This window comes from Aeromonas sp. 130281, from assembly GCF_056642115.1.
In genome coordinates this window covers 745,365-769,722 of sequence record NZ_JBWVQS010000001.1, presented here as the reverse complement: position 1 = coordinate 769,722, position 24,358 = coordinate 745,365, and the positions used below count along the sequence as shown (strand labels likewise).

Here is a 24,358-nt window from a genome sequence, read left to right as displayed (position 1 = left end):
TCTAGGTGGGGGCTTCTGTTAACGGCAGGTAAATGATGGTGAGCGGCGACATGGCGACCCGAGCGGTCGCCCGCTGTGATCCGGCGCACAGCGGGCGACCTTATTCCAGCCCCAGCTCGTCTCTCAGCTCCTTGAGATAGCGTCGGCTGACCGGCACCCGGGCGCCGCTCGGGGTGACTATCTGGGCCAGCTGGTTTTCCAGCAACTGGATCTCGAAGATGGCGCCCGGGGCCACCAGGTACTGGCGGTGGCAGCGCAGCAGCGGGGTCTTCTCCTCCAGGGATTTCAAGGTGAGCTGGGTGTGAAACAGCTCCCCCTGGCAGGCGACGTGCACCCCGCCGAGATCCGAGAAGGCGTACTCCACCTGCTCTATGGGCAGCAGCCGCACCCGGTTGTGCAGATAGCCGGGAATGTGGCGAATGGCCGGAGTCAGCGCCGCCACCGGCTGGGGGCTGAGATCCTGCTTGAGGCGCGCCAGCGTCTTGGCGAGGCGGGCAGGTTCCACCGGTTTGAGCAGGTAGTCGAAAGCGTTCTCCTCGAAGGCCTGGATGGCATAGTCATCAAACGCCGTGACAAAGACGATGCGGGGCAGAGGGTCCAGCATGGCCACCAGCTCCATGCCGCTGAGCTTGGGCATCTGGATGTCGAGAAACACCACCTCCGGCTTGAGCCGCGCAATGAGGGAGAGCGCCTCTATGGCATTGGCGGCCGAGCCGAGGATCTCGATGTCGGGGTCGCTGCCGAGCAGCTCGGCTAGCTCCTCGCGGGCATAGGGTTCGTCGTCGACGATCAGGGTGCGGATCATGTCATCTCCTTGGAAGGGGAATCCGGCTGTCTGGGCAGGGTGAAAGAGACCCGGGTCCACTGCTCCGGCTCACACTGCACCTGGATGCCAAAGCGCTCGCCGAAGGCACTCTTGAGCCGCCTGTCCACAATGCTCATGCCAAGGCCGTCCCCCTGGGGGCCCGGCTGCCAGGCTCCGGCATTGTCCTCCACGCAGAGGGTAACACTCTCTTGCCCCTCCTCGGCGAAGAGCCGGATCCGCCCCTGCTCCAGCAGGGAGCAGATCCCGTGCTTGATGGCATTCTCGATGAGGGGCTGCAGGGTGAAGCTTGGCAGTTGCATGTCGGCCAGGTGTGGCGGTATCTCGTTGATGACGGTCAGGCGCTCGCCAAAGCGGGCCTGCTCTATCTCCAGATAGGACTGGCAGTGCTCCTGCTCCTCCCGCAACGTGGTCAAGCCGCTCTGACGCTTGAGGTTGTTGCGAAAGAAGCGGGAGAGGTGCAGCAGCAGCTCCCGCGCCCGGCCCGGATCACGGCGGGTGATGGCACTGATGGTATTGAGGGTGTTGAACAGAAAATGGGGATTGATCTGCGCCTGGACCAGCTTGAGCTCGGATTGCACCAGCAGGCGCTGCTGCTGCTCCAGCCGGCCGGCCAGCAGCTGTTGCGACAACAGGTTGGCTATCCCTTCCCCCAGGGTGTGATTGATCTTGAGGAAGAGCCGCTTCTTGGGCTCGTAGAGCTTGATGGTGCCTATTACTCCTCTGTCTCCCTGCAGCGGGATCACCAGCACGGAGCCGAGCTGGCACTGGGGGGAGAGGCTGCAGCGATAGGGCTGACTATTGCCGTCGGCAAACAGCACCTTGTTCTGGGCTATGGCCTGTAGTGTGATGGCGGAGGTGATGGGGGTGCCCGGCTTGTGGTGATCCTCCCCGGTGCCGATGAAGGCGAGGATCTTGTCGGTGTCCGTGATGGCGACGGCGCCGACCCCGGTCTCCTCCTGCACTATGTGGGCTATCTTGCGGCTCGCCTCCGGAGTGAAGCCCTGGGCCATGATCCCCAGGGTGCGGTTGGCTATGGTGAGCGCCTTGGCGGAGAAGACCCGGGAGAATTTCTCGTACATCCGCTGCTGGTCGCGGATCATGCTGATGAAGAGCGCAGCCCCGCAGGAGTTGGCGAGGATCATCGGGGTGGCTATGGTGCGCACCAGCTGCAGGGCCTGCTCGGACGGGGTGGCGACCAGCAGGATGATGACCATCTGCAGGATCTCGGCGTAGAGGGTGGTGAAGAAGGCAATCCGGGGAGTGAACAGGGCATCCACCCGGTTCGTTCGCATCAGCCGCCAGTGCACCAGGCCCCCCAGCAGCCCCTCGCAGGTGGTGGAGATGGCGCAGGCGAGATCGGTAAAGCCCCCCAGGGTATAGCGATGCAACCCCCCGGTCAGCCCTACCAGAAAGCCCACCAGGGGGCCCCCCAGCAGCCCCCCCAGCACGGCGCCGACGGCGCGGGTATTGGCGATGGCGTCGTCTATGTCCAGCCCCACATAGGTGCCCAGTATGCAGAAGCAGGAGAAGATGACGTATATCAGTATCTTGTGCGGAAGTCTGACCGAGTAGTTGGCCAGGGGGCGCAGCAAGGGACTCTTGGAGAAGAGGTAGGCAATGACCAGGCTGACGCTCATCTGCTGGAGCAGGGAGAGGACTAATTGCATAAAAAACCTTCCTCAAGAGTGATCCCGGGTCAGAGCGCCACCAGGGCGTACTGTGAGCAAGATCCCGTCCTGATGCAGGACGCGGCCCCATGGCGGGGGCAGTTTGCCAGAATGAAAAAATAAAACCATATCAAATCAGCACGTTAAATTGATATTTGTGTAACCGGGCGGAGCTTGATATTGCTGGAGTGAGCATGAATGTGCCCACTGGGTGCGCCACACGGAGGTGGCATGCTCCGCCCGGCCTTCGGCTGGGCGTTTTTTATCCAGCTCCAATGGCGGACGATTTTGAGGGGGCTCGAGCAATTATTCAGGTTTGTCCAATGAGTTATCCCCAGCTTCTGGGGATAACTCAGAAGGCGAAATAGTAGCAGACGCGTCGGCCCAGGTTGAAAAATGGCCGCTGCCCCTCATCCAGCTCCTCCTGCCTGAGGGTGGCTATGATGCTTCTCCCATCTTCCCGCAGATCCATCATGGCCACGGCTTCCGGGCGCTGTCCCCTGATATAGGGCTGCACCTTGGGTTTGAGGGGCATGCTGGGTTCGGTCGAGAGCACCAGCGCCACCGTATCATCCTCCAGGCGTACCAGGGATCCGGGCGGATAGACCCCCAGCACCTTTATCAACAATCTGACCAGATCTTGATCGAATTTCTTCTGGGACAACTTGTAGAGCTGGCCGATGGCCTGACTCGGCCCTGCCGGGTGGAGGCCGCTGCGCGGGTGCAGCAGCTCGTCGTAATAGTCCACCAGGCCGATGAGGCGGGCGAGGGGAGGGATCCTGTCTCCCTGGATGCCGAGGGGAAAGCCGCTGCCGTCCAGCCGCTCGTGATGGAGGTGGGCAACCTCGCGGATCCTGGGTTCGAAGGCCTGCCACTGGTTGAGCATCTCCAGCCCGTACTGGGGATGCATGTTGAGAAAATTCTGCTCGGCGCGGCTGAGCTCTCCCCGCTTCTGGGTGATCTGGCTCGGGATCCTGAGCTCGCCGATATCGTGCAGCAGGCCGGCCAGCCCCGCCTCCTCGATCTCGATATGGCTCATGCCGAGCTCCCTTGCCATCAGCATGGCGATGAAGGCCACGCTCAGGCTGTGTTGCAGCAGGATGTCCGTGTGCTGGCTGCGGATGAGGTGCAGGCCCAGGGGCCCCTGGTGGTCGGCAAGGCGGGCTGCGACGGTGCGCACCATCTGGGCGGTATTGGCCAGTCCCTCGTCAGGCTTGAGATTGAGGGCGCCGAGGGCATCGCGAAGATCTGACAGGGATTGGCCGAATGCCTTGTCGGCGGTGCGCAGGGAGCGACGAAAGGCCTTTTCGTCGAACGCGGGTTCGGTCGGTGGGGCGGAGGCATCTTGCGCTGCCCCGAGATCGGGCGAAGGGGTCGGCTCGGCCCGCAGCAGGGGCTCGACGGGGAGATCGCTCTTGTCGGGATCCACCATCAGCAGGGTGAGGTCGAGGTGGCGGATGATCTCTAGCTGCTGCTGGTCCTTGATCTTGAAGGCGTTGAACATGAAAGGGTGGCTGGTCCATCCCGTGGGGAGATGGATGTAGTGGCCGACTCTCAACTGCTCGATGGAGGCCTGGATCAGCGCCATAGACTCACTCTTCTGTCGAATTTGCCTATCAACAAGCTAGCAAAATTAAACAGATAGACAAACAAAAAAGCCCGCGCATGTGCGCGGGCTCTTGTCATCCTTGCCGGTTATCAGGCCTTGGATTTTTTCTTGCTGTCTACCTTGGTGTCGACTTTGGCCTCAACCTTGGTCGCTACCTGAGCTTCCTCGGTGAAGGGACGGCCGTAGTAGGTGTCCATCAGTATGGCTTTGAGCTCGGTGATCAGCGGGTAGCGCGGGTTGGCGCCGGTGCACTGGTCATCGAAGGCTTCCAGGGCCAGCTGGTCAACCTTGGCCAGGAAGTCGGTCTCGTTCACGCCGGCTTCACGGATGGAGGCCGGGATCCCCAGGGTCGCTTTCAGCTCGTCCAGCCAGGTCAGCAGCTTCTCGATCTTGGCAGCGGTGCGGTCACCGGCGGCAGTCAGACCCAGATGGTCGGCCACTTCGGCGTAGCGACGACGAGCCTGCGGACGGTCGTACTGGGAGAACGCGGTCTGCTTGGTCGGGTTGTCGTTCGCGTTGTAGCGGATGACGTTGCTGATCAGCAGGGCGTTGGCCAGGCCGTGGGGGATGTGGAACTCGGCACCCAGCTTGTGGGCCATGGAGTGACACACACCCAGGAAGGCGTTGGCGAACGCGATACCGGCGATGGTCGCGGCGTTGTGCACCTTCTCGCGGGCAACCGGGTCGTTGGCACCGTTCTGGTAGCTGGAGGGCAGATACTCTTTCAGCAGTTTCAGGGCTTGCAGCGCCTGACCGTCGGAGTATTCGTTGGCCAGCACGGAGACATAGGCTTCCATGGCGTGGGTCACGGCATCGATACCGCCGAAGGCACACAGGGATTTGGGCATGCCCATCACCAGGTTGGCATCGACGATGGCCATGTTCGGGGTCAGCTCGTAGTCGGCCAGCGGGTACTTCATGCCGGTGGCGTCGTCGGTCACGACCGCAAACGGGGTGACTTCAGAACCGGTACCTGAGGTGGTGGTGATGCAGACCAGTTCGGCCTTCACGCCCATTTTCGGGAACTTGTAGATACGCTTGCGGATGTCCATGAAGCGCATGGCCAGGTCTTCGAACGCGGTGTCCGGGTGCTCGTACATGACCCACATGATCTTGGCGGCATCCATCGGTGAACCACCACCCAGGGCGACGATCACGTCCGGCTTGAAGGAGTTCGCCATCTCGGCGCCCTTGCGAACCACGGACAGGGTGGGGTCGGCTTCCACTTCGTAGAAGATTTCCACTTCCATATTCAGCTTCTTGAGCAGACGAACCACTTCATCGGCATAGCCGTTGTTGAACAGGAAACGGTCGGTGACCACCATGGCGCGCTTCTTGCCTTCCAGGTCGCCCAGGGCGATCGGCAGGGAACCACGACGGAAGTAGATGGATTTCGGAAGTTTGTGCCACAGCATATTTTCTGCCCGTTTTGCGACTGTCTTCTTGTTGATCAGGTGCTTGGGACCGACGTTCTCGGAGATGGAGTTACCACTCCAGGAGCCGCAACCCAGGGTCAGGGACGGGGCGAGAGCGAAGTTGTACAGGTCACCGATACCGCCCTGGGTGGAGGGGGTGTTGATCAGGATACGGGCAGTCTTCATCTTGTCGCCGAAGTACTTGATGCGGTCGGCGTTGCGATCCTGGTCGGTGTAGAGGCCGGAGGTGTGGCCGATACCACCGATGTTGACCATGTCGCAGGCCATTTCGACGGCTTCTTCGAAGTTCTTGGCGCGGAACATACCCAGGGTCGGGGAGAGCTTCTCGTGAGCGAACTCGTCCTCTGCGCAGAGCTCCAGACCTTCACCGATGAGGATCTTGGTGGTGGCAGGCACTGTCACACCGGCCATGGCGGCGATCTTGGTGGCGGGCTGGCCCACGATGTCGGCGTTCAGGGCGCCGTTGATCAGCAGCACCTTACGCACCTTGTCGGCTTCGTCCTTGGAGAGGATGTAGCCGGCGTGAGTCGCGAAACGCTCCTTGACCTGGTTGTAGATGGAGTCGACCACGATGACGGCCTGCTCGGACGCACAGACCACGCCGTTGTCGAAGGTCTTGGACATCAGGATGGAGGCGACGGCACGCTTGATGTCGGCGGTTTCGTCGATAACGATGGGTACGTTACCGGCGCCCACACCGATGGCGGGCTTGCCTGAGGAGTAGGCGGCCTTCACCATGCCCGGGCCACCGGTGGCCAGGATCAGGTTGATGTCGTTGTGCTTCATCAGCGCGTTGGAGAGCTCGACGGACGGTTGGTCGATCCAGCCGATGATGTTCTTCGGGGCACCGGCGGCGATGGCTGCATCCAGTACCAGCTTGGCAGCGGTATTGGTGGAGTTCTTGGCGCGGGGGTGCGGGGAGAAGATGATGGCGTTGCGGGTCTTCAGGGAGATGAGGGCCTTGAAGATAGCAGTGGAAGTCGGGTTGGTGGTCGGTACTATACCGCAGATGATGCCTACCGGCTCGGCGATGGTGATGGTGCCCATCTCGTCGTCCTGGCTCAGGATGCCGCAGGTCTTCTCGTCTTTGTAAGCGTTATAGATGTATTCGGAGGCGAAGTGGTTTTTGATGACCTTGTCTTCGATGATGCCCATGCCGGACTCAGCCACTGCCATCTGGGCCAGGGGAATACGGGCGTTGCTGGCGGCCAGGGCGGCGGCGCGGAAGACCTTGTCTACCTGCTCTTGCGAGAAGCTGGCGAATTCACGCTGGGCTTCTTTGACGCGGGCAACCAGTGCATCCAGTTCAGCCAAATTGGTTACTGCCATGTTTATCTCCTGATGATTTGAAAACTGTTTAGTAAGACCTTGGCAATGCCCGGCAATTATAGCCGCCCTGTCAAGGAGAGAATCACCATAACGGGGTATTTACATGCCTTACTAAATTGTTTTCTGGCTCGATTATAGAGCCGGGATGTGTCAGAAAAGATTGATCTGGATCATATGTAACAAAAGAACAAAAGAAATTTTGTTTCACCATCCCGGTCGGCCAGATGTTACGCATTTGTAGAGTAGAGCGCCGGGGGGATGAACACTAGGTGAACAGCCATTTTTGCGCCAGGTATCAAACCGTTGCCTCACATCCTCCCGCTGTTTCGCCGCTGGCAAGGAGGGCGGTGAGGCCAGGCCTGGTGGCGACCCTTGCAAGCCTCTCGCCCTGATAGAGAGGCTGGCGTTTCATTTCTGTTGGAAAAAGTGGTGGTTGTTTTCATCCAGTGCGGGCCTTTGTGCCGGGCTCTGGGGGCTGTTCGGAAAATCCCATGGCGACGCCTGTGTGGGGGCACGGCTTGCTGCATGGCCGCCCCGGGCAGATCGGGGTGAAGATAGGGCGCCAGCCTGGGACGCGCTGTGGGGGTGAATAGGGGTTATCCCCTGGGGTCCTCCAGATCAATCCATGAAAATGACGCTTTCCTGAAGGGAAATAGGGTGATGACAGGGAGTTTCGATATAAAACGCCGCCACACTTTGCAAGCGTGTTAAATGGCCTCCATGGCGATTAACAACTCGATATGTTGATTTTTATCGATTCATTAGAGGAACTAACTGAAAAGCCCCGGAAAGGGTGAGATTATTTGATTGGAGAAGGGAAATATCATGGTGTAAATTTACGCGCAGTTTGACGGGGATGGCCCTCGGTGGCCCGAATTGGTTCTGGATGGCGCTTATGGCAGCAATTGACTTCTCTTTATACCTGAAATTTTTCGTTGGCCTGTTTGCGATCATCAACCCGCTGGGTCTGTTGCCGGTCTTTGTGAGCCTGACGGGCCACATGCAACCGGATGAGCGCAGGAAGACCAACACCACGGCCCATATTGCCGTGATGATCATCCTCATGGTCTCCATGTGCATGGGGCAGCTGATCCTCGACGGTTTCGGCATCTCGCTCGCCTCGTTCCGCATTGCAGGCGGCTCGCTCATCACTTTGATCGCCTGGTCCATGTTGCAGGGCAAGCTGGGGGAGGTGAAGCACAACAAGCAGGAGAAGGGTGAACTGGCCGCACGCGAATCCATCGCCGTGGTGCCGCTGGCGCTGCCGCTGATGGCCGGCCCCGGGGCCATCTCATCCTCCATCGTCTATGCCAGCCAGAAGACCCTGCCCGAGCTGATGGGCATGTTCGTGGTGGTGATGGCCTTTGCCTACTGCTCCTGGCTCATCTTCCGTGCCGCCCCTCTGCTGTTCAAGCTGATGGGCAACACCGGCATCAACGTGGTGACCCGGATCATGGGTCTCATCATGATGTCCCTCGGTATCGAGATCATGGTGGCGGGGATCAAGGGAGTCTTTCCCGGATTGATGTGATTCAGGTCTGTTTTGTCGGAGCCGGTCCTCGTGACCGGCTTTTTATTGTTTCTTTTTTGTTAGTCATTTCCTAGAATCGAGCGGCTTTGTATAAAAAACGCCCATTGCACGATATTTAAATGCTGAATAAATGGTTTAAAGCTGTTTTTTTGACCGCCAAAGCCGCCCCCACCTGATGATATCTATTGCATTATCAGAATTGTCAGGGAATTATGCGGGCAGCGGGATTTTTATCTCGTGAATGGACAAATGCATGGAATGTTCTTGTTGGAGTATGGAAATGACTCATAGAAAAACAATTATTAATACCCTTTTATTGACCGCACTCTTTGGTGGCGCCACCCTGGCCCAGGCCGCCGACGTCCCCGCCGGCACCAAGCTCGCTCCCGAGCAGACTCTGGTGAAAGGCAATGGCTCCGAGCCAGCCACCCTGGATCCGCACAAGACCGAAGGAACGGTTGAATCCAATATTCTGCGCGATCTGTTCGAGGGTCTCGTCACCTCAGGCCCCAAGGGTGAAACCCTGCCCGGCGTCGCCGAGTCCTGGGAAACCAAGGACAACAAACACTTCGTGTTCCACCTGCGCAAAGATGCCAAGTGGTCCAACGGGGATCCGGTCACCGCCCATGATTTCGTCTTCGCCTTCCAGCGCGCGGTGGATCCCAAGACGGCTTCTCCTTACTCCTGGTACATGGAGATCCCGACCATAGTCAACGCTACCGACATCATTGGTGGCAAGAAACCGGCCGACACCCTAGGGGTGAAAGCCAGCGACGACTACACCTTCGAAGTCCAGCTGGAGAAGGCGGTGCCTTACTTCGTCAGCATGCTCTCCCACACCACCACCTACCCGGTGCCGAAGAAAGTGGTCGAGAAGTTTGGTGACAAGTGGACCCAGCCCGGCAACATGGTTTCCAACGGCGCCTATGTGCTGAAGGATTGGGTGGTCAACGAGCGCGTCGACGTCGAGCGCAACCCCAGCTACTGGAACAACGCCAAGACAGTGATCGAGAAGGTCACCTACCTGCCCATCCAGTCCACCAACGCCGAGCTGAACCGCTACCTGGCCGGTGAAGTCGATCTCACCTACAACATGCCCATCGAGCGCTTCAAGCAGATGAAGAAGGAGCACCCGAACGAGGTGCAGGTGAGCGGCTATGTGGGTACCTACTACTACCAGTACAACTTCAAGCACAAGCCGTTTGACGACGTGCGGGTGCGTACCGCGCTCTCCTACGCCATCGATCGCAACGTGATCGCCGACAAGGTGATGGGCAAGGGCGAGACCCCGGGTTACACCCTGGTGCCTGACTTTGTGGATGGCTTCAAGCCGGTGGCCCCGGCCTGGTCCAAGCTGACCCAGGCCGAGCGTGACGCCAAGGCGAAAGAGCTGTTGACCGAGGCCGGTTACGGCCCGGGCAAGCCGCTCAAGTTCGAGCTGCTCTACAACACGGACGACAACCACAAGAAGGTGGCCGTGGCCGTCGCCTCCATGTGGAAGAAGCTGGGCGTGCAGGTGAGCCTGGTGAACCAGGAGTGGAAGACCTACCTGGAAACCAAGAAGCAGGGTAACTTCGACGTGGGTCGCGCCGGCTGGATTGCGGACTACAACGAAGCCTCTTCCATGCTGGATCTGATGCAGACCACCCACGGCAACAACGACGGCAAGTATTCCAACACCGCCTTTGACAAGCTGATGAGCGAGTCTCGCAACCAGGTGGATGCGGATGCGCGCAACAAGCTCTATGTCCAGGCCGAAGATATCCTGGCCAAGGACATGCCGATCGCCCCCATCTATCAGTACGTGACCTCCCGCATGGTCAAGCCCTATGTGGGCGGCTACCCGGCCAACCCGCTGGACAACCTCTACAGCAAAGACATGTACATCATTGCTCACTGAGTAAAGAAACAAGTCGCATAACAAGCAGGCCCGCCGGACGGCGGGCCTTTATTACAACCGCGACCCTTTGGAAGCAGTACAGGACAGGAAATGTCTATGTTGAAATTCATCCTTAAACGTCTACTGGAAGCGATCCCGACTCTGCTGGTCTTGATCACCGTCTCCTTCTTCATGATGCGTTTCGCGCCGGGTAACCCCTTTACCAGCGAACGCGCCCTGCCGCCGGAAGTGCTTGCCAACATCGAGGCCAAATATGGCCTGGACAAGCCCATCGGTGTGCAATACCTCACCTATCTGGGCAACCTGGTCCAGGGGGATCTGGGGCCCTCCTTCAAATACAAGGATTTCACCGTCAACGATCTGGTGAGCCAGGCGCTGCCGGTCTCCGCCAAGATTGGCTCGGTCGCCTTCCTGCTGGCGGTGACGCTGGGAGTCACGTTCGGCACCATAGCGGCCTTGAAACAGAACACCCTCATCGACTATCTGCTGATGTCGTCGGCCATGGCCGGGGTGGTGATACCCGGCTTCGTGCTGGCACCCTTGCTGGTGCTCTTCTTCAGTATCTACCTGGGCTGGTTCCCGGCAGGAGGCTGGCAGGGGGGCGGGGTGCAGTTCATGGTGCTGCCGGTGTTCGGCATGATGATGTACTACATCTCCGCCATCTCCCGCATCATGCGTGGCAGCATGATCGAGACCATGAACTCCAACTTCATCCGTACCGCCCGCGCCAAGGGGCTGCCGCTGCGCCATATCATCCTGAGACACGCGCTGCGTCCGGCCATGCTGCCGGTGGTCTCCTACCTGGGCCCGGCGTTCGTGGGCATCATCACCGGCTCCGTGGTCATCGAGACCATCTTCGGCCTGCCGGGGATTGGCCAGCTGTTCGTCAACGGTGCCCTCAACCGTGATTACTCCATGGTGCTCGGCCTGACCATACTGGTCGGCGCCCTCACCATCACCTTTAACGCCGTGGTCGATATTCTCTATGCCGTCATCGATCCCAAGATCCGTTACTAAGCCGGGAGTACATCATGGTAGTCACAACTGAAAAGCGCGAAGCCGTCGAGGCGTTCGCCCAGAAAGTGGAAGTGGTGGAAGGACGCTCCCTGTGGAAGGATGCCCGTCGCCGTTTCCTGCGCAACAAGGCGGCCCTGACCAGCCTCATCATCCTGACCATCATTGGTCTGGCGGTGATTGTCGGGCCACACCTGTCCCAATACACCTTCGACGATCCGGACTGGGGAGCCATGCAGGCCGCCCCTGACATGGAGACGGGGCACTGGTTCGGCACCGACAGCCTGGGGCGCGACTTGTTCGTGCGCACCCTGCTGGGGGGTCGCATCTCCCTCATGGTCGGCATCATGGGGGCCCTGGTGGCCGTCATCATAGGCACCCTGTACGGCGCCGCCTCCGGCTTCATCGGCGGGCGGGTCGACAGCCTGATGATGCGGGTGCTCGAGATCCTCAACGCCTTCCCCTTCATGTTCTTCGTGATCATGCTGGTGACCTTCTTCGGCCGCAACCTGGCGCTCATCTTCCTCGCCATAGGCGCGGTGAGCTGGCTCGACATGGCGCGAATCGTGCGAGGCCAGACCCTGAGCCTCAAGAGCAAGGAGTTCATCGAGGCGGCCCACGTCTGCGGCGTCTCCAAGTGGAAGATCATCACCCGTCACATCGTCCCCAACGTGCTCGGGATAGTGGCGGTCTACGCCACCCTGCTGGTGCCGGGCATGATCATGTTCGAATCCTTCCTGAGCTTCCTGGGGCTGGGTGTGCAAGAGCCCATGACCAGCTGGGGTGCCCTGCTGGATGAAGGCTCCAAGTCGATGGAAGTGGCCATCTGGCAACTCCTGTTCCCCGCCGGTTTCATGGTGGTGACCCTGTTTTGCTTCAACTTCCTCGGGGACGGTCTGCGTGACGCCCTCGATCCCAAAGACCGCTGATCGCGTGCCCGGGATCGACAGTAAAGCGCCACCCAAGATCGATAAGGAGTTTTTATGAAGTTACTGGATGTGAAGGATCTGCGGGTCGAGTTCAAGACCCCGGACGGCAACGTGGTGGCCGTAAACGACCTCAACTTTTCCCTGGCGGCCGGCGAGACCCTCGGCATCGTCGGTGAGTCCGGCTCGGGCAAGTCCCAGACCGCGTTCGCCATCATGGGGCTGCTCGCCAAGAACGGCGTGATCACCGGCTCGGCCAAGTTCCAGGGTAACGAGATCCTGAACCTGCCGGAGTCCAAGCTCAACCGCATTCGCTCCGAGAAGATCGCCATGATCTTCCAGGACCCCATGACCTCGCTGAACCCCTACATGAAGGTGAAGGATCAGCTGATGGAAGTGCTGATGCTGCACAAGGGGATGAGCAAGGCGGCGGCGTTCGAGGAGTCGGTGCGCATGCTGGACGCGGTCAAGATCCCTGAGTCCCGCAAGCGGATGAACATGTATCCGCACGAGTTCTCCGGCGGCATGCGCCAGCGGGTGATGATCGCCATGGCGCTGCTGTGCCGCCCGCAACTGCTCATCGCCGACGAGCCGACCACGGCGCTCGACGTGACGGTGCAGGCCCAGATCATGACCCTGATGAACGAGCTCAAGCGCGAGTTCAACACCTCCATCATCATGATCACCCACGATCTCGGCGTCGTGGCCGGCATCTGTGACAAGGTGCTGGTGATGTACGCCGGCCGCACCATGGAGTACGGCAAGGTCAACGACATCTTCTACCGCCCGAGCCACCCCTATACCGAGGGCCTGCTGAGCGCCATTCCCCGCCTCGATACCGAGGGAGAGGTGCTGCCCACCATCCCGGGCAACCCGCCCAACCTGCTGCGTCTGCCCACCGGCTGCCCCTTCCAGGAGCGCTGCCACCGGGCACACGAGATCTGCGGCAAGCAGTCCCCGATCCTCACGCCGTTTGGCGACGGGCGGGCACGGGCCTGCCACTGGGAATCGGATGTCATGAATGCGGGTGTCATCGCCAAGGGGGCCAACTAAATGGGTACCGACAAGAAACTGCTGCTGGAAGTGTCCGACCTCAAGGTCCACTTCAGCATCAAGAGTGACAAGGCCTGGCCCTGGGCCAAACCCTCCGCCCTGAAGGCGGTGGACGGGGTGACCCTGCGCCTGTACGAGGGGGAGACCCTGGGGGTGGTCGGCGAGTCCGGCTGTGGCAAGTCCACCTTCGCCCGCGCGCTGATCGGCCTGGTGCCGGCCACCGACGGCAAGGTGGTGTGGCTGGGTCAGGATCTGACCAAGCTGGAGCAGAACGCCCTGCGGGAGAAGCGCAAGGAGATCCAGATGATCTTCCAGGATCCGCTGGCCTCCCTGAACCCGCGCATGACCATCGGCGACATCATCGCCGAGCCGCTCATCACCTTCTACCCGAAACTGCCGAGGGAGGAGGTGAAGGAGAAGGTGCGCGCCATGATGACCAAGGTGGGGCTGCTGCCGAACCTGGTGAACCGCTACCCCCACGAGTTCTCCGGCGGCCAGTGCCAGCGCATCGGCATCGCCCGCGCGCTGATCCTCGAGCCCAAGATGATCATCTGCGACGAGCCGGTCTCGGCGCTGGACGTATCCATCCAGGCACAGGTAGTCAACCTGCTGAAATCCCTGCAAAAGGAGATGGGGCTGTCACTCATCTTCATCGCCCACGATCTGTCGGTGGTCAAACACATCTCGGATCGGGTGCTGGTGATGTATCTGGGCAACGCGGTGGAGCTCGGCACCGGCAAGGAGATCTTCGCGAACCCCCTGCACCCCTACACCAAGGCGCTGATGTCGGCGGTGCCCATTCCGGACCCGGATCTGGAGCGCAGCAAGGTTATCCAGATCCTGGAAGGGGATCTGCCCTCGCCGATGAACCCGCCGTCCGGCTGCGTGTTCCGCACCCGCTGCCCGGTGGCCGGTCCCGAGTGTGCCAAGACCCGGCCCCAGCTTGAGGGGAACTTCGACCACGCGGTCTCCTGTCTCAAGGTGGATCCGCTCTGAGACAGCGACAACAGGAGGGGCGCCCAGGTGGCGCCCCTTTTTTATGGGGCTGTTAAGATGCCTCTTGGCGTTATCTTTCGAGGCTGTTACTATCCGCGCAACAAGGGGAGTAACTTCTCGCCGGTTTGTCGTCATTACGGTGCACCCATATCCTGCAGTGCACCCGGCAGCCGGGCAGCAAATTGAACTTGCTGTAAGTGAGACCTTGCCGAGAGGCAAGGTGTATCTGCTCCAAAAGCGAACCCACGCCTCCCGGCCGTGGGTTTTGTCATTTTGGGAGAAGTGAAAATGGGTGAATGGTGGATGTGGACCGGTTTCTTCAGCATAGTGCTGGTCTTGTTATGGATTGATATCCGCTTCGTCGGTGGCGGCAAGGCGCACAAGGTGTCGCTGAAAGAGGCGGGGGTCTGGTCCCTCATCTGGGTGAGCGTGGCGCTCTTGTTCAACCTGGCCATCTGGCTCTGGCTGGATCACAGCGTGGGCCGCGAGATCGCGAACCAGAAGGGGCTGGAGTTCCTCACCGGCTACCTCATCGAGAAGGCGCTGGCGGTGGACAACGTCTTCGTCTGGCTGATGCTGTTCGGCTACTTCGCCATCCCGGCCGAGCTGCAGCGCCGCGTGCTGCTGTACGGGGTGCTGGGTGCCATCGTGATGCGGGCCGGCATGGTATTCGCCGGCAGCTGGCTCATCGAGCAGTTCCACTGGATCCTCTACCTGTTCGGTGCCTTCCTGCTGCTGACCGGGGTCAAGATGCTGTGGGCCGCCGACAAGGAGCCTGACTTGGCCAACAACCCGCTGCTGGGCTGGATGCGCCGCCGCTTCAAGGTGACCGAAAACTTGGAAGGGGAGAACTTCTTCGTCTGGCGCGACGGGGTGCGCTATGCCACGCCGCTCTTGCTGATCCTGGTGCTGGTGGAGGTGAGCGACCTCATCTTCGCGGTGGACAGCATCCCGGCCATCTTCGCGGTGACCACGGATCCCTTCATCGTGCTGACCTCCAACATCTTCGCCATCATGGGCCTGCGCGCCATGTACTTCCTGCTGGCGGGTGTGGCGGAGCGCTTCGCCCTGCTGAAATACGGCCTGGCGCTGATCCTGATGTTCATCGGGGTCAAGATGCTGCTGCTGGATATCTTCAAGATCCCCACCGGCATCGCTCTGGGTATCGTGGCGCTCATCCTGATAGCTTCCATGGGGCTGAGCCTCTGGGTGACCCGCAAGAAAGAGGGTGTCAAAACGGCTTGATTGCCAAACTATTGAAAAGGGCTCCCGCGGGAGCCCTTTCTTATTTCCGACCCGCGATCAGCGCTTGATCTTCTTGGGGTTGGTGTAGCCCCAGATGGTGTACATGTCCGCCAGCAGGGCGCCGTTGTACTCCTCCAGATCCGCCTGCTTCACCTCGGCGTCGCCCTGGCGGCCGAACAGCACCACCTCGTCACCGGGTTTCACCCCCTTCAGATCGGTCACGTCCACCATGATGGTGTTCATGGAGGTCTTGCCCACCACAGGCACCTTCTGACCCTGGATCAGCACATAGGCCTTGTTGCTGAGCGCGCGGCGATAGCCGTCGGAGTAGCCAAGCGGCAGGTTCGCCAGCAGGGAGTCGCGCTTGAGGGTGAAGGTGCGGTCATAGCCGACGCTGTTGCCGGCCGGGTAGCGGTTGACCGAGGCGACCTGGGTCTTGAACGCCATGACGCGCTTGTACTCGGTGTAGGAGGGGATGGAGTCACCGTACAGCAGGCCGCCCGGGCGCACCATGTCGAAGTAGGCGTCCGGCACCTCCAGGGTGGCGAAGGAGTTGGCGGCGTGGATGGTGATCTTGCTGCGATCCAGCTTGCCCGCCTCCAGCAGCCACTGGCTGTCCAGTTTGAACTGGGCCAGACCCAGCTTGACGTCCTCTTTCTCCTCCACCGGGAAGTGGGTCATGATGCCGACCGGGGTGATGCCCGGCAGCTTGAGCATGGCCAGGGCATCGTCCTTGGCACCGGCCTGGCGCAGATCGATGCCGTTGCGGCTCATGCCGGCGGAGTTCAGACCGACGTGGACCGCCACCTTGGTGTTGTGGCGCAGGGCGATGTCGGAGATGCCCTTGGCACTCTCCAGGCTGCCGATGAGCTCCTCCAGCTTGTAGGGCAGGGCCTGCTCCACCTCGGTCGGGGTGGCGGCACGGACCCGCATCAGCCGGCCTTCGAAGCCCTTCTCGCGGGCCACGCGGGCTTCCTCGTTGCTGGCGATGCCGATGCAGGGGATGCCTGCCTTGACCACGGAGGGCACCAGCAGATCGATGCCGTGGCCGTAGGCGTCCGCCTTCATGATGGCGCAGATCTGCGGGCCCTTGTCGCCGAGGCGATCCTTGAGAGTCTGGATGTTGTGCTCGAAGGCACCGAGATCCACCTCCAGCCAGGCGTTGGCGGCGGTCTGCTCCTGGCCGTTGCGGGTGTCGCTGGCCAGCGGCAGGTAGGGGGCGGCGACGGCTTGGCCGGCGAGCAGGCCGAAGACCAGGGTCGCGAGCAGGGTTTTCTTGTGCATGGGGTGGTTCCTTCTTATTGTTCCTGTTGAGGTGTGTCCGGTTCAGGCGCGAGAGGCGGCAGGGTCGGGCAAAAAGTTGCTATGCTGATGATATTTTTAATTTTTTGCCCAGCAACCGGCGCAGCGAGTGTATCGCAATGGCGCCATTTGTGGCACATGTTGCAGGAAGAAAATATGCGTTTCGAGCTGCGTATCCCACCCTTGTTGCTGTTTGTCGTCATCGCGCTCGCCATGTGGCTGGGGCGGGGGGAGGAGAGGGGGGCGGGCGTCCTGCCGCTGCTGGCCGTGGGCCTGCTGGTGGTGGGGGCCCTGCTCGGGGGCGGCGCCTTGCTGCACTTTCGGCACCAGCGCACCACGGTCAACCCGATCCGGCTGCAGCAGAGCCGGGTGCTGGTGACCCAGGGGGTCTATCGCCTCAGCCGCAATCCCATGTATCTGGGGCTCTTGTGCTGGCTGATGGCGCTGGCCTGCTACCTCGGTGGCGCCGCTGTCTGGCTCGGCCCCTTGCTGTTGCTGGCCTGGCTCACCCGCTTCCAGATCCTGCCGGAGGAGCGCGCCCTGCGCGCCCGTTTCGGCATCGCCTACGTGCAGTACTGCCGCAGGGTGCGGCGCTGGTGCTGAGCACCAAACGAAAAAAGGCCCGCAGTTGCGGGCCTTTTGCCGGGATCCGTTGACTCAAGCCTTGGCGAGTTCGCCCTCGGTCTGGGTCTCTCCCAGGCTGTCTTCCGTCTTGGCCACCACGCTGGCGGCGATGGCGTTGCCCAGCACGTTGGTGGCGGAGCGCCCCATGTCCAGGAAGTGGTCTATGCCGAGCAGCAGCAGTATGCCGGCCTCCGGGATCTGGAACTGGTTCAGGGTGGCGGCGATCACCACCAAGGAGGCGCGCGGCACCCCGGCCATCCCCTTGGAAGTGACCATCAGCAGCAGCAGCATGGTGATCTGCTGGGCCATGCTGAGCTCGATGCCATAGGCCTGGGCGATGAACATCACCGCGAAGGTGCAGTACATCATGGAGCCGTCCAGGTTGAAGGAGTAGCCCATGGGCAGCACGAAGCTGGCGATGCGCTTGTCGCAGCCGAACTTCTCCAGCCTGTCCAGGGTCTTGGGATAGGCGGCCTCGGAGCTGGCGGTGGAGAAGGCGAGCAGGATGGGCTCGCGGATCATGGCCAGCAGGGTCAGGATGCGGCGGCGGATGAAGAGGCTGCCCATGGCGATGAGCAGCAGCCAGAGGCAGGCCAGGGCCAGGTAGAACTGGGCCATGAAGGTGCCATAGGTGGCGAGGATGCCGAGCCCCTCCTTGGCGACCATGGCGGCGATGGCGCCGAACACGGCGAAGGGGGCGAAGTTCATCACGTAGCCGGTCACCTTCAGCATGATCTCGGCGCTGCTTGCCATCAGCTTGACCACGGGTTTGGCGGCATCCCCCAGGGCGGCGGCGGCCAGCCCGAAGAAGAGGGAGAAGACCACGATCTGCAGGATCTCGTTGGTGGCCATGGCCTCGATCACGCTTTTCGGGATGGCGTGGGTCACGAAGTCCTTGAGGGAGATGGCGGTGGCGGCCACCCCTGAGCTGGCGCCGTCATCGGGCAGGGAGAGAGAGAGGCCGACCCCGGGCTGCATCAGGTGGACCATCACCAGCCCCAGGGTCAGTGACATCAGGGAGGCCAGCATGAACCAGCCCAGGGTCTTGGCGCCGATGCGGCCCACGGTGCGGGTGTCGCCCATCTTGGCGATGCCGACCACCAGGGTAGTGAACACCAGAGGGGCGATGATCATCTTGATGAGGCGCAGGAAGATGTCGGTCAGCAGGGTGATGTCACTGGCAAAGGTGGCGGCCTGGGCCGGGGCAAACAGGCGATAGCCTTGCCCGGTAAAAATGCCAAGCAACATCGCAATGAGGATGGCAACGGTCAATTTGTTCATTTTCATGGGGGGACAGTCTCGATATGTGCAGTGCCTGTGCAGGTGGGGAGGGTACCACCTAAGTCCGTTTTTGTGATCCGGGCCATGGAATCCTGACAGCCGGTATGCTGGCAGCATGCCTAATCACGAAGGGGAAATCCAGCGACTTATATCAGAACTTTATGTTGCAATTAGTTGTATGTGATGTGGATCTTGTAAATTAATTATATTAATCACTGTTTGTTTTCAGCTTTGCCAGATAAATGGCTTCCAGGCTCTGATCGTCCAATGGGGCTCTCCCCAGGGAGAAGATCAGCAGTGCCGAGGTGCGGTGCTCTACCTGCATCTCGTCCATGAAGGTGTCGGGTTCGTACTCATCGAAGCCGAACCGGGGGCGGGTCGGGGTGACCCTGACTGCATCCCGCGACAGGGTCAGCGACTGCACCTGCACCCAGGCGTACCCCTGCGCCAGCGCCATCTCCCCCGCTCGCTTGAGCACATACTTGCGTGCCGTCTCCCTGTCCACCAGATCGTTGCCCACAAACTCCAGCTGCCAGCGGGTCGCCCCGAGCCGGGTCTGGGAGAAGCCTGTCTGGCCGTTCCAGAAGGACTTCTCGCTGTCGTAGGAAGTGGCGCAGCCGCCGAGCAGCAGGGAGCCGCACAGGACGAGGACGAACAAGAGGGGGGAGCTTGGTGACATGGTGTTGGCCCTTGGCTGAGAAGGAGTCACTACAGCACAACGCCCCCCAAGAGACAATCGCCAGCCCGGGCGCCGCCGCGGGGAGGCAAAAAGAAAAGGCCTTGTCGTCTGACAAGGCCTTTCTCGGGGAATTTGGTCGGTGTGAGAGGATTCGAACCTCCGACCCTCTACACCCCATGCAGATGCGCTACCTGGCTGCGCTACACACCGACGGAGTCAGCTCGGCTGACGGGGAGGGAGTTTATGGAGATGCCACTACCCTGTCAACAGGGGAAATCCCGCGCCGAGATCGTTTGCCTGCTTTGCGAGCAACTTCGGATCAAAGTGCGACCAGCCGCGCATTTTGTCAGCACTTAGCCGACGCCTTGCATGAAAAACGGCCGCCCTGAGGGGCGGCCGTCTGGTATCAGCGATGACGGGATCAGCGGTTGAAGGTCAGTCGCTTGCCCAGTACCTGATCGGTGACCTGACCGTTTTGCCAGGCGATCTGGCCGTTCACCAGGGTCATTTCGATGGTGCTCTGGAAGCGGTAGCCGTTGAAGGGGGACCAGCCGCACAGGTAGAGCAGGTTGCTGTCGTTGACCACATAGGGCTTGCCGAGATCCAGCAGCACCAGATCCGCGAAGTAGCCCTCGCGGATGTAGCCGCGATCCTGCACCTGGAAGCGCTCGGCCACCGCGTGGGAGGTCTTCTTGACGATGGTTTCCAGCGAGAAGACGCCGTTGTGATAGAGCTCCAGCAGCGCCTGCAGGGAGTGTTGCACCAGGGGCACGCCGGACGGCGCCTTGAAGTAGCTGTTCTGCTTCTCTTCCCAGGTGTGGGGGGCGTGGTCGGTGGCGATGATGTCGAGCACGTCGTTGCGCACCGCATCCAGCAGGGCGTGCTGGTCGGCGGCGCTCTTCACCGCCGGGTTGCACTTGATCTGGCTGCCCAGGGTGTCGTAGTCCGCCTCGTTGAAGAACAGATGATGGACGCACACCTCGGCGGTGATGTTCTTGTCCTTGAGATCCTTCAGATCCGGGGTGGCGGTGAAGAGCGACAGCTCCTTGGCCGTGGTCAGGTGCAGCACGTGCAGCTTGGCGCCGTACTGCTTGGCCAGGGAGACCGCCATGCTGGAGGATTTGTAGCAGGCGTCGGCGCTGCGGATGCGGCCGTGCTCGCGCATCGGCACATCCTCGCCCCACTTGGCGCGGGCCTCGTCTTCCAGCACCTTGATGCTGGGGGTGTCCTCGCAGTGGGTGACTATCATCACCGGGCTCTCGCGGAAGATGGCCGCCAGGGTCTCCTGGTTGTCTACCAGCATGTTGCCGGTGGAGGCCCCCATGAAGATCTTGATGCCGCAGGACTGCTTGGGATCGAGCTTCTTGATCTCTTCCAGGTTGTCGTTGGTGGCACCCAGGTAGAAGCTGTAGTTGGCGGCGGCGGAGTTGGCGGCTATCTGGTATTTGGCTTCGAGGGCGTCGATGGTGGTGGTCTGGGGATTGACGTTGGGCATTTCCATGAAACTGGTGGTGCCACCGGCGACGGCGGCCCGGGATTCACTGGCGATGGTCCCCTTGTGGGTCAGGCCAGGCTCCCGGAAATGGACCTGATCATCGATCATCCCGGGGATGAGGTGACGGCCTGCGGCATCGATCACCACGGCATCGGGGGCGCTGATGTCCGGGGCGATGCGGGCGATCCGCTCACCCTCGATCAAGACGTCGGAAGCATAGATGCGGCCTTCGTTGACCAGGGTGGCATTCTTGATAAGCAATTTGTTCATGGGGGGTTCCAGTTCCTTTGCCGATAATCCGGGGTCATAATATCGCAAACTGCACTTTCTCTGTAGCAAGGCCTGAGTAATGAAGTTATTTGTTAGAGATTTGACTGTGATCGATTCTAGCTATCTGTGCGAGCGTCGCGGCATGGTAGGGGAGAGCTGGCTGGTGGACATCGAGATGAGCGGCGAGCTCAACGAGATGAGCATGCTGCTGGATTTCGGCCGGGTGAAGAAGCTCGTCAAGTCGATCATCGATGAAGAGGTGGATCACAAGCTGCTGGTGCCGGCCGAGAGTCCCCTGGTCCATGTCCACGCTCTGGACGGCGACGAGTGCACGGTGGATCTGCTGCGCCCTGGGCGCTCCATCCACCTGCGCTGCCCGACCCAGGGCTTTGCCTTCATACCCGCCCCCCAGGTGGACAAGGAGTCGGTGACCCGCTATCTGCTGGCGGTGCTGGCCAAGCGCCTGCCCGGCAACATCAAGGATCTCTCCCTGACCCTGCGCCAGGAGAAGATAGAGGGCGCCTTCTACCACTACAGCCATGGCCTCAAGAAGCACGACGGCAACTGCCAGCGGATCGCCCACGGTCATCGCTCTCCGGTGGAGATCGAGGTGGACGGGGCGCGCGACGAGGAGCTGGAGCTGAACTGGGCCGAGCGCTGGGCCGACATCTACCTCGGCACCCAGGAGGACAAGGTGGCCCTCTCCGAGCTGGCGTTGAGCGAGCTGGCCAAGGCCCATCTGGGGGAACACCACCTGGGCTTCAAGTACGTGGCGCCGCAAGGGCTGTTCCAGCTCGCCATGCCGGCCGCCGAGGTGGAGATGATCGACACGGACACCACCATAGAGCTGCTGGCTCACTATATCGCCCGCGAAGTGAAGAAGCAGGTGGGGGAGAAGTTCGTCAAGATTGTCGCCTATGAAGGGGTCGGCAAGGGCGCCATCGCCTACGCCTGATCTTCCTGCAAGCCGCCATAAAAACGAGGCCCCGCATCTGCGGGGCCTCGTCGTTTCACATGGCTCGGGGCGTCATGCACTGAGCCGGAAGCGCTGCACCAGCCCCTCCTGCTGCTCGGCCAGGTTGTCGAGCTGCTGGCTGGTCTCGGCGACCCGCTCTATGCCCTGATAGTTGAGATCCGAGATGTCGGAGATGCGGTTGAGGTTGGTGGCGATGTCGGCGCTGGTGGCCTGCTGCTGCTCGGCGGCGGAGGCTATCTGGCTCGACATGTCGCTGATGAGCACGACGATGCCCTGCACCTCCTCCATGGCGTTGTTGGCCTGGGAGCTCTGATCCACGCAGCTGTCCATCTCGCGAGAGCACTCCTGCATCACGTTGACCGCCCGGGCGACCCCCTGCTGCAGGTTCTCTATCATGGTCTGGATCTCGCTGGTGGACTGGGCGGTACGGCCAGCCAGGTTGCGCACCTCGTCCGCCACCACCGCAAAGCCGCGGCCCTGCTCACCGGCCCGGGCCGCCTCGATGGCGGCGTTGAGGGCCAGCAGGTTGGTCTGTTCGGCGATGCCGCGGATGACGTCGAGGATGTTGCCAATCTGGCCGCTCATGGCGCTCACGTCGCCGATCACCTTGCCGGTCTGCTGCAGCTTGCCCGCCAGCTGGTGGGTGGTGGTGATGTTGCCAGCCATCACCTTGCGCCCCATCTCGGAGGCCTTCTCCACGTCCTGCACCCGCTCCAGGGTCTGGTTGGCGGCCTGGGCCACCTCCCGCACCGAGGCCTCCATCTGGGTCATGGCGGCGGCGACCGAGGCGGTCTCCTGACGCTGTTTCTCCAGATCTGCCCGCACCGATTCTGTGGTGTGGCGGTTGTCGTGGGCGGCGCTGTTGAGCTGGGTCGAGGCCTGGGAGAGCTGCCTGAGCACGTCTCCCATCTGCTGGATCAGCAGGTTGATCTGGCTGGCGAGCTGGCCGAACTCGTTCTGACTCTTGAAGCCGACCCGCTGGGTCATGTCACCCTGGGTCACCTCGGTCAGTACCCGCAGCAGCTCTTTCAGGGGGCGGCGGATGGCCTTGCCGAGGGTGAAGGCCACCAGGATGGCGACGAAGATGGCGATGACTATGCTGATCCCCTGGGTCAGGGTGCTCTGGGTCTGCACCCGATCGGAGGCCCTGATGCTGGCGTTCATCAACTGCTGGCTCTGGGCGGTGATCCCCTCCAGCTTGTTCTGGATGCTGACGATGAGCTGGCTCGCCTGCTTGCTCTGCTCGCGCATGGTCTGTTGCTGCTTCATCAGCGCCAGGTACTGGGCGAGCACCCCCTCATTGGCGGTGGTGTCGCGCACGAAGCCATGGACGTAGTGGCCCATGTTGTTGTCGAAATCCTTGAGCTCCCCCTGGAGATCCTTGATGGTGCTGTTGAAGCCCTCGATCTGCATCTTGTTGCGCTTGAGCGCCGCTTCGATGGGGGCGGGGATGCTCTGGTTGAGGGCATCCATGGTGGAGAGCTCGATGGCGGAGAGCTTGGTGGTCAGGGTCTCGGAGAGCATCTTGATGAAGCTGTCGTCGACGGTGACCATCATGTCGCCGAGGTTCTTCTTGAACTGGGGCAGGCTGACCTGGAACTGGCCCTTGGCCTGGTTGACCTTGTGCAGCCGGGTGAGCAGGGCCTCGTGCTCGGTGGGCAGGGTCTGGGTCAGCTGCAGGTAGTCAGCCACCAGCTTGTCGAGGGCTGTCATCTCCCCCTGCAATTCGGGGTGTGCCGCCACCTGCTGCCTGAGGGTCGTCAGCATCTTGTCGACCTGGCCCTTGGCCTGCTGCAGCTCGGCCACTTCCGCCGGCAGTTGCTTGGGATCCTGCTCGGTCAGCACGTCGGTGAGCCACTTGTTGGCGCTGAGCAGGCTGATCTGGGTCTGGCTGCTGGCGATCACCAGCGGCATGGACTCTTGTGTTACCTGGTCCAGGGCATCGCTGAGTTCGCTCTGGCCGCGAAAGGTCAGTACCGCGCTGGCGACCATGACGGCGACCAGGATGGCAAAGCCCAGATAGACTCTCTGTAAGATCGAGAGGTCTGACATTGTTTGTTTCATTATTGTCCCGCTGTCTATGCAAAAGTCCCTTGCCTGAGTACCCCGTCCCTTTGGTACCCTGCATGCCCTCACGGGGAATGCCGCTGGGGTACTCGGGACGTCATCCTCACTATCGGTATTCTTCACAATAACTGA

Annotated in this window: 18 protein-coding genes and 1 tRNA gene; 9 read left to right on the top strand and 10 right to left on the bottom strand. The window is 61.1% G+C overall.

Features of this window, described 5'->3' with window-relative positions:
• Positions 1-100: 100 nt before the first annotated feature.
• From btsR to adhE, 4 genes are all read right to left on the bottom strand, one after another.
• A complete protein-coding gene (gene btsR, locus AC1IN8_RS03325; protein ID WP_265435931.1) occupies positions 101-805 on the bottom strand; it encodes a two-component system response regulator BtsR in 705 nt (234 codons plus the stop codon).
• Positions 802-2,493, bottom strand: coding sequence for a LytS/YhcK type 5TM receptor domain-containing protein (locus AC1IN8_RS03320; protein ID WP_479758062.1), 1,692 nt, complete (start codon positions 2,491-2,493; stop codon positions 802-804). The genes btsR and AC1IN8_RS03320 overlap by 4 nt, the downstream gene beginning before the upstream one ends.
• A 352-nt stretch (positions 2,494-2,845) precedes the next feature.
• A complete protein-coding gene (locus tag AC1IN8_RS03315) occupies positions 2,846-4,081 on the bottom strand; it encodes an HD-GYP domain-containing protein (RefSeq protein ID WP_479758061.1) in 1,236 nt (411 codons plus the stop codon).
• A gap of 110 nt (positions 4,082-4,191) precedes the next feature.
• Positions 4,192-6,867, bottom strand: coding sequence for a bifunctional acetaldehyde-CoA/alcohol dehydrogenase (adhE, locus tag AC1IN8_RS03310; protein ID WP_307764914.1), 2,676 nt, complete (start codon positions 6,865-6,867; stop codon positions 4,192-4,194).
• 895 nt (positions 6,868-7,762) lie between these two features.
• Between adhE and AC1IN8_RS03305 the strand changes: the two genes are divergently transcribed.
• The 7 genes from AC1IN8_RS03305 (at position 7,763) to AC1IN8_RS03275 (ending at position 15,532) form a co-directional block, all read left to right on the top strand.
• On the top strand, positions 7,763-8,398 hold the full coding sequence (locus AC1IN8_RS03305; RefSeq protein ID WP_162519108.1) for a YchE family NAAT transporter: 636 nt from the start codon (positions 7,763-7,765) through the stop codon (positions 8,396-8,398).
• Positions 8,399-8,678: 280 nt separating this feature from the next.
• The gene (locus AC1IN8_RS03300; protein ID WP_139434114.1) at positions 8,679-10,298 is read left to right on the top strand and encodes an ABC transporter substrate-binding protein; all 1,620 of its coding nucleotides are present in this window, start codon (positions 8,679-8,681) and stop codon (positions 10,296-10,298) included.
• Between the two features lie 96 nt (positions 10,299-10,394).
• On the top strand, positions 10,395-11,315 hold the full coding sequence (gene oppB, locus AC1IN8_RS03295; RefSeq protein WP_041205427.1) for an oligopeptide ABC transporter permease OppB: 921 nt from the start codon (positions 10,395-10,397) through the stop codon (positions 11,313-11,315).
• Between the two features lie 14 nt (positions 11,316-11,329).
• Positions 11,330-12,241 (top strand): oligopeptide ABC transporter permease OppC, encoded by a 912-nt coding sequence (gene oppC / locus AC1IN8_RS03290; RefSeq protein ID WP_139434113.1) that lies wholly within the window; start codon positions 11,330-11,332, stop codon positions 12,239-12,241.
• A 54-nt stretch (positions 12,242-12,295) separates the two neighbouring features.
• Complete coding sequence (gene oppD / locus AC1IN8_RS03285; RefSeq protein WP_479758060.1) at positions 12,296-13,291, top strand: oligopeptide ABC transporter ATP-binding protein OppD; 996 nt, start codon at positions 12,296-12,298, stop codon at positions 13,289-13,291.
• On the top strand, positions 13,292-14,287 hold the full coding sequence (gene oppF / locus AC1IN8_RS03280; RefSeq protein WP_479758059.1) for a murein tripeptide/oligopeptide ABC transporter ATP binding protein OppF: 996 nt from the start codon (positions 13,292-13,294) through the stop codon (positions 14,285-14,287). It begins immediately after the preceding gene.
• A 288-nt stretch (positions 14,288-14,575) separates the two neighbouring features.
• Positions 14,576-15,532, top strand: coding sequence for a TerC family protein (locus AC1IN8_RS03275; RefSeq protein ID WP_479758058.1), 957 nt, complete (start codon positions 14,576-14,578; stop codon positions 15,530-15,532).
• A gap of 57 nt (positions 15,533-15,589) precedes the next feature.
• Here AC1IN8_RS03275 and alr read toward each other — a convergent pair whose 3' ends face one another.
• Positions 15,590-16,816 (bottom strand): alanine racemase, encoded by a 1,227-nt coding sequence (gene alr, locus AC1IN8_RS03270; protein ID WP_479758056.1) that lies wholly within the window; start codon positions 16,814-16,816, stop codon positions 15,590-15,592.
• Positions 16,817-16,990: 174 nt separating this feature from the next.
• Between alr and AC1IN8_RS03265 the strand changes: the two genes are divergently transcribed.
• Entirely contained in the window at positions 16,991-17,437 is a 447-nt protein-coding gene (locus tag AC1IN8_RS03265; protein ID WP_479758055.1) for a methyltransferase family protein, read from the top strand.
• A gap of 54 nt (positions 17,438-17,491) precedes the next feature.
• Here AC1IN8_RS03265 and AC1IN8_RS03260 read toward each other — a convergent pair whose 3' ends face one another.
• From AC1IN8_RS03260 to AC1IN8_RS03245, 4 genes are all read right to left on the bottom strand, one after another.
• Complete coding sequence (locus AC1IN8_RS03260) at positions 17,492-18,745, bottom strand: dicarboxylate/amino acid:cation symporter (RefSeq protein WP_162519107.1); 1,254 nt, start codon at positions 18,743-18,745, stop codon at positions 17,492-17,494.
• Between the two features lie 202 nt (positions 18,746-18,947).
• Positions 18,948-19,418, bottom strand: a complete 471-nt coding sequence (locus tag AC1IN8_RS03255; RefSeq protein ID WP_404838195.1) for a CC0125/CC1285 family lipoprotein — start codon at positions 19,416-19,418, stop codon at positions 18,948-18,950.
• Positions 19,419-19,551: 133 nt separating this feature from the next.
• Positions 19,552-19,628: transfer RNA gene (locus tag AC1IN8_RS03250), tRNA-Pro, on the bottom strand.
• 211 nt (positions 19,629-19,839) lie between these two features.
• The gene (locus tag AC1IN8_RS03245; protein WP_042649277.1) at positions 19,840-21,183 is read right to left on the bottom strand and encodes a dihydroorotase; all 1,344 of its coding nucleotides are present in this window, start codon (positions 21,181-21,183) and stop codon (positions 19,840-19,842) included.
• Positions 21,184-21,262: 79 nt separating this feature from the next.
• On the opposite strand from AC1IN8_RS03245, the gene AC1IN8_RS03240 reads away from it, so the two are divergent.
• Positions 21,263-22,138 carry a 6-carboxytetrahydropterin synthase gene (locus AC1IN8_RS03240; protein ID WP_479758053.1) on the top strand — a complete coding sequence of 292 codons (876 nt, stop codon included), beginning with the start codon at positions 21,263-21,265 and terminating at the stop codon, positions 22,136-22,138.
• 72 nt (positions 22,139-22,210) lie between these two features.
• Here the strand turns inward: AC1IN8_RS03240 and AC1IN8_RS03235 are convergent, their stop codons facing one another.
• On the bottom strand, positions 22,211-24,223 hold the full coding sequence (locus AC1IN8_RS03235) for a methyl-accepting chemotaxis protein (protein ID WP_479758052.1): 2,013 nt from the start codon (positions 24,221-24,223) through the stop codon (positions 22,211-22,213).
• Positions 24,224-24,358 lie beyond the last annotated feature (135 nt).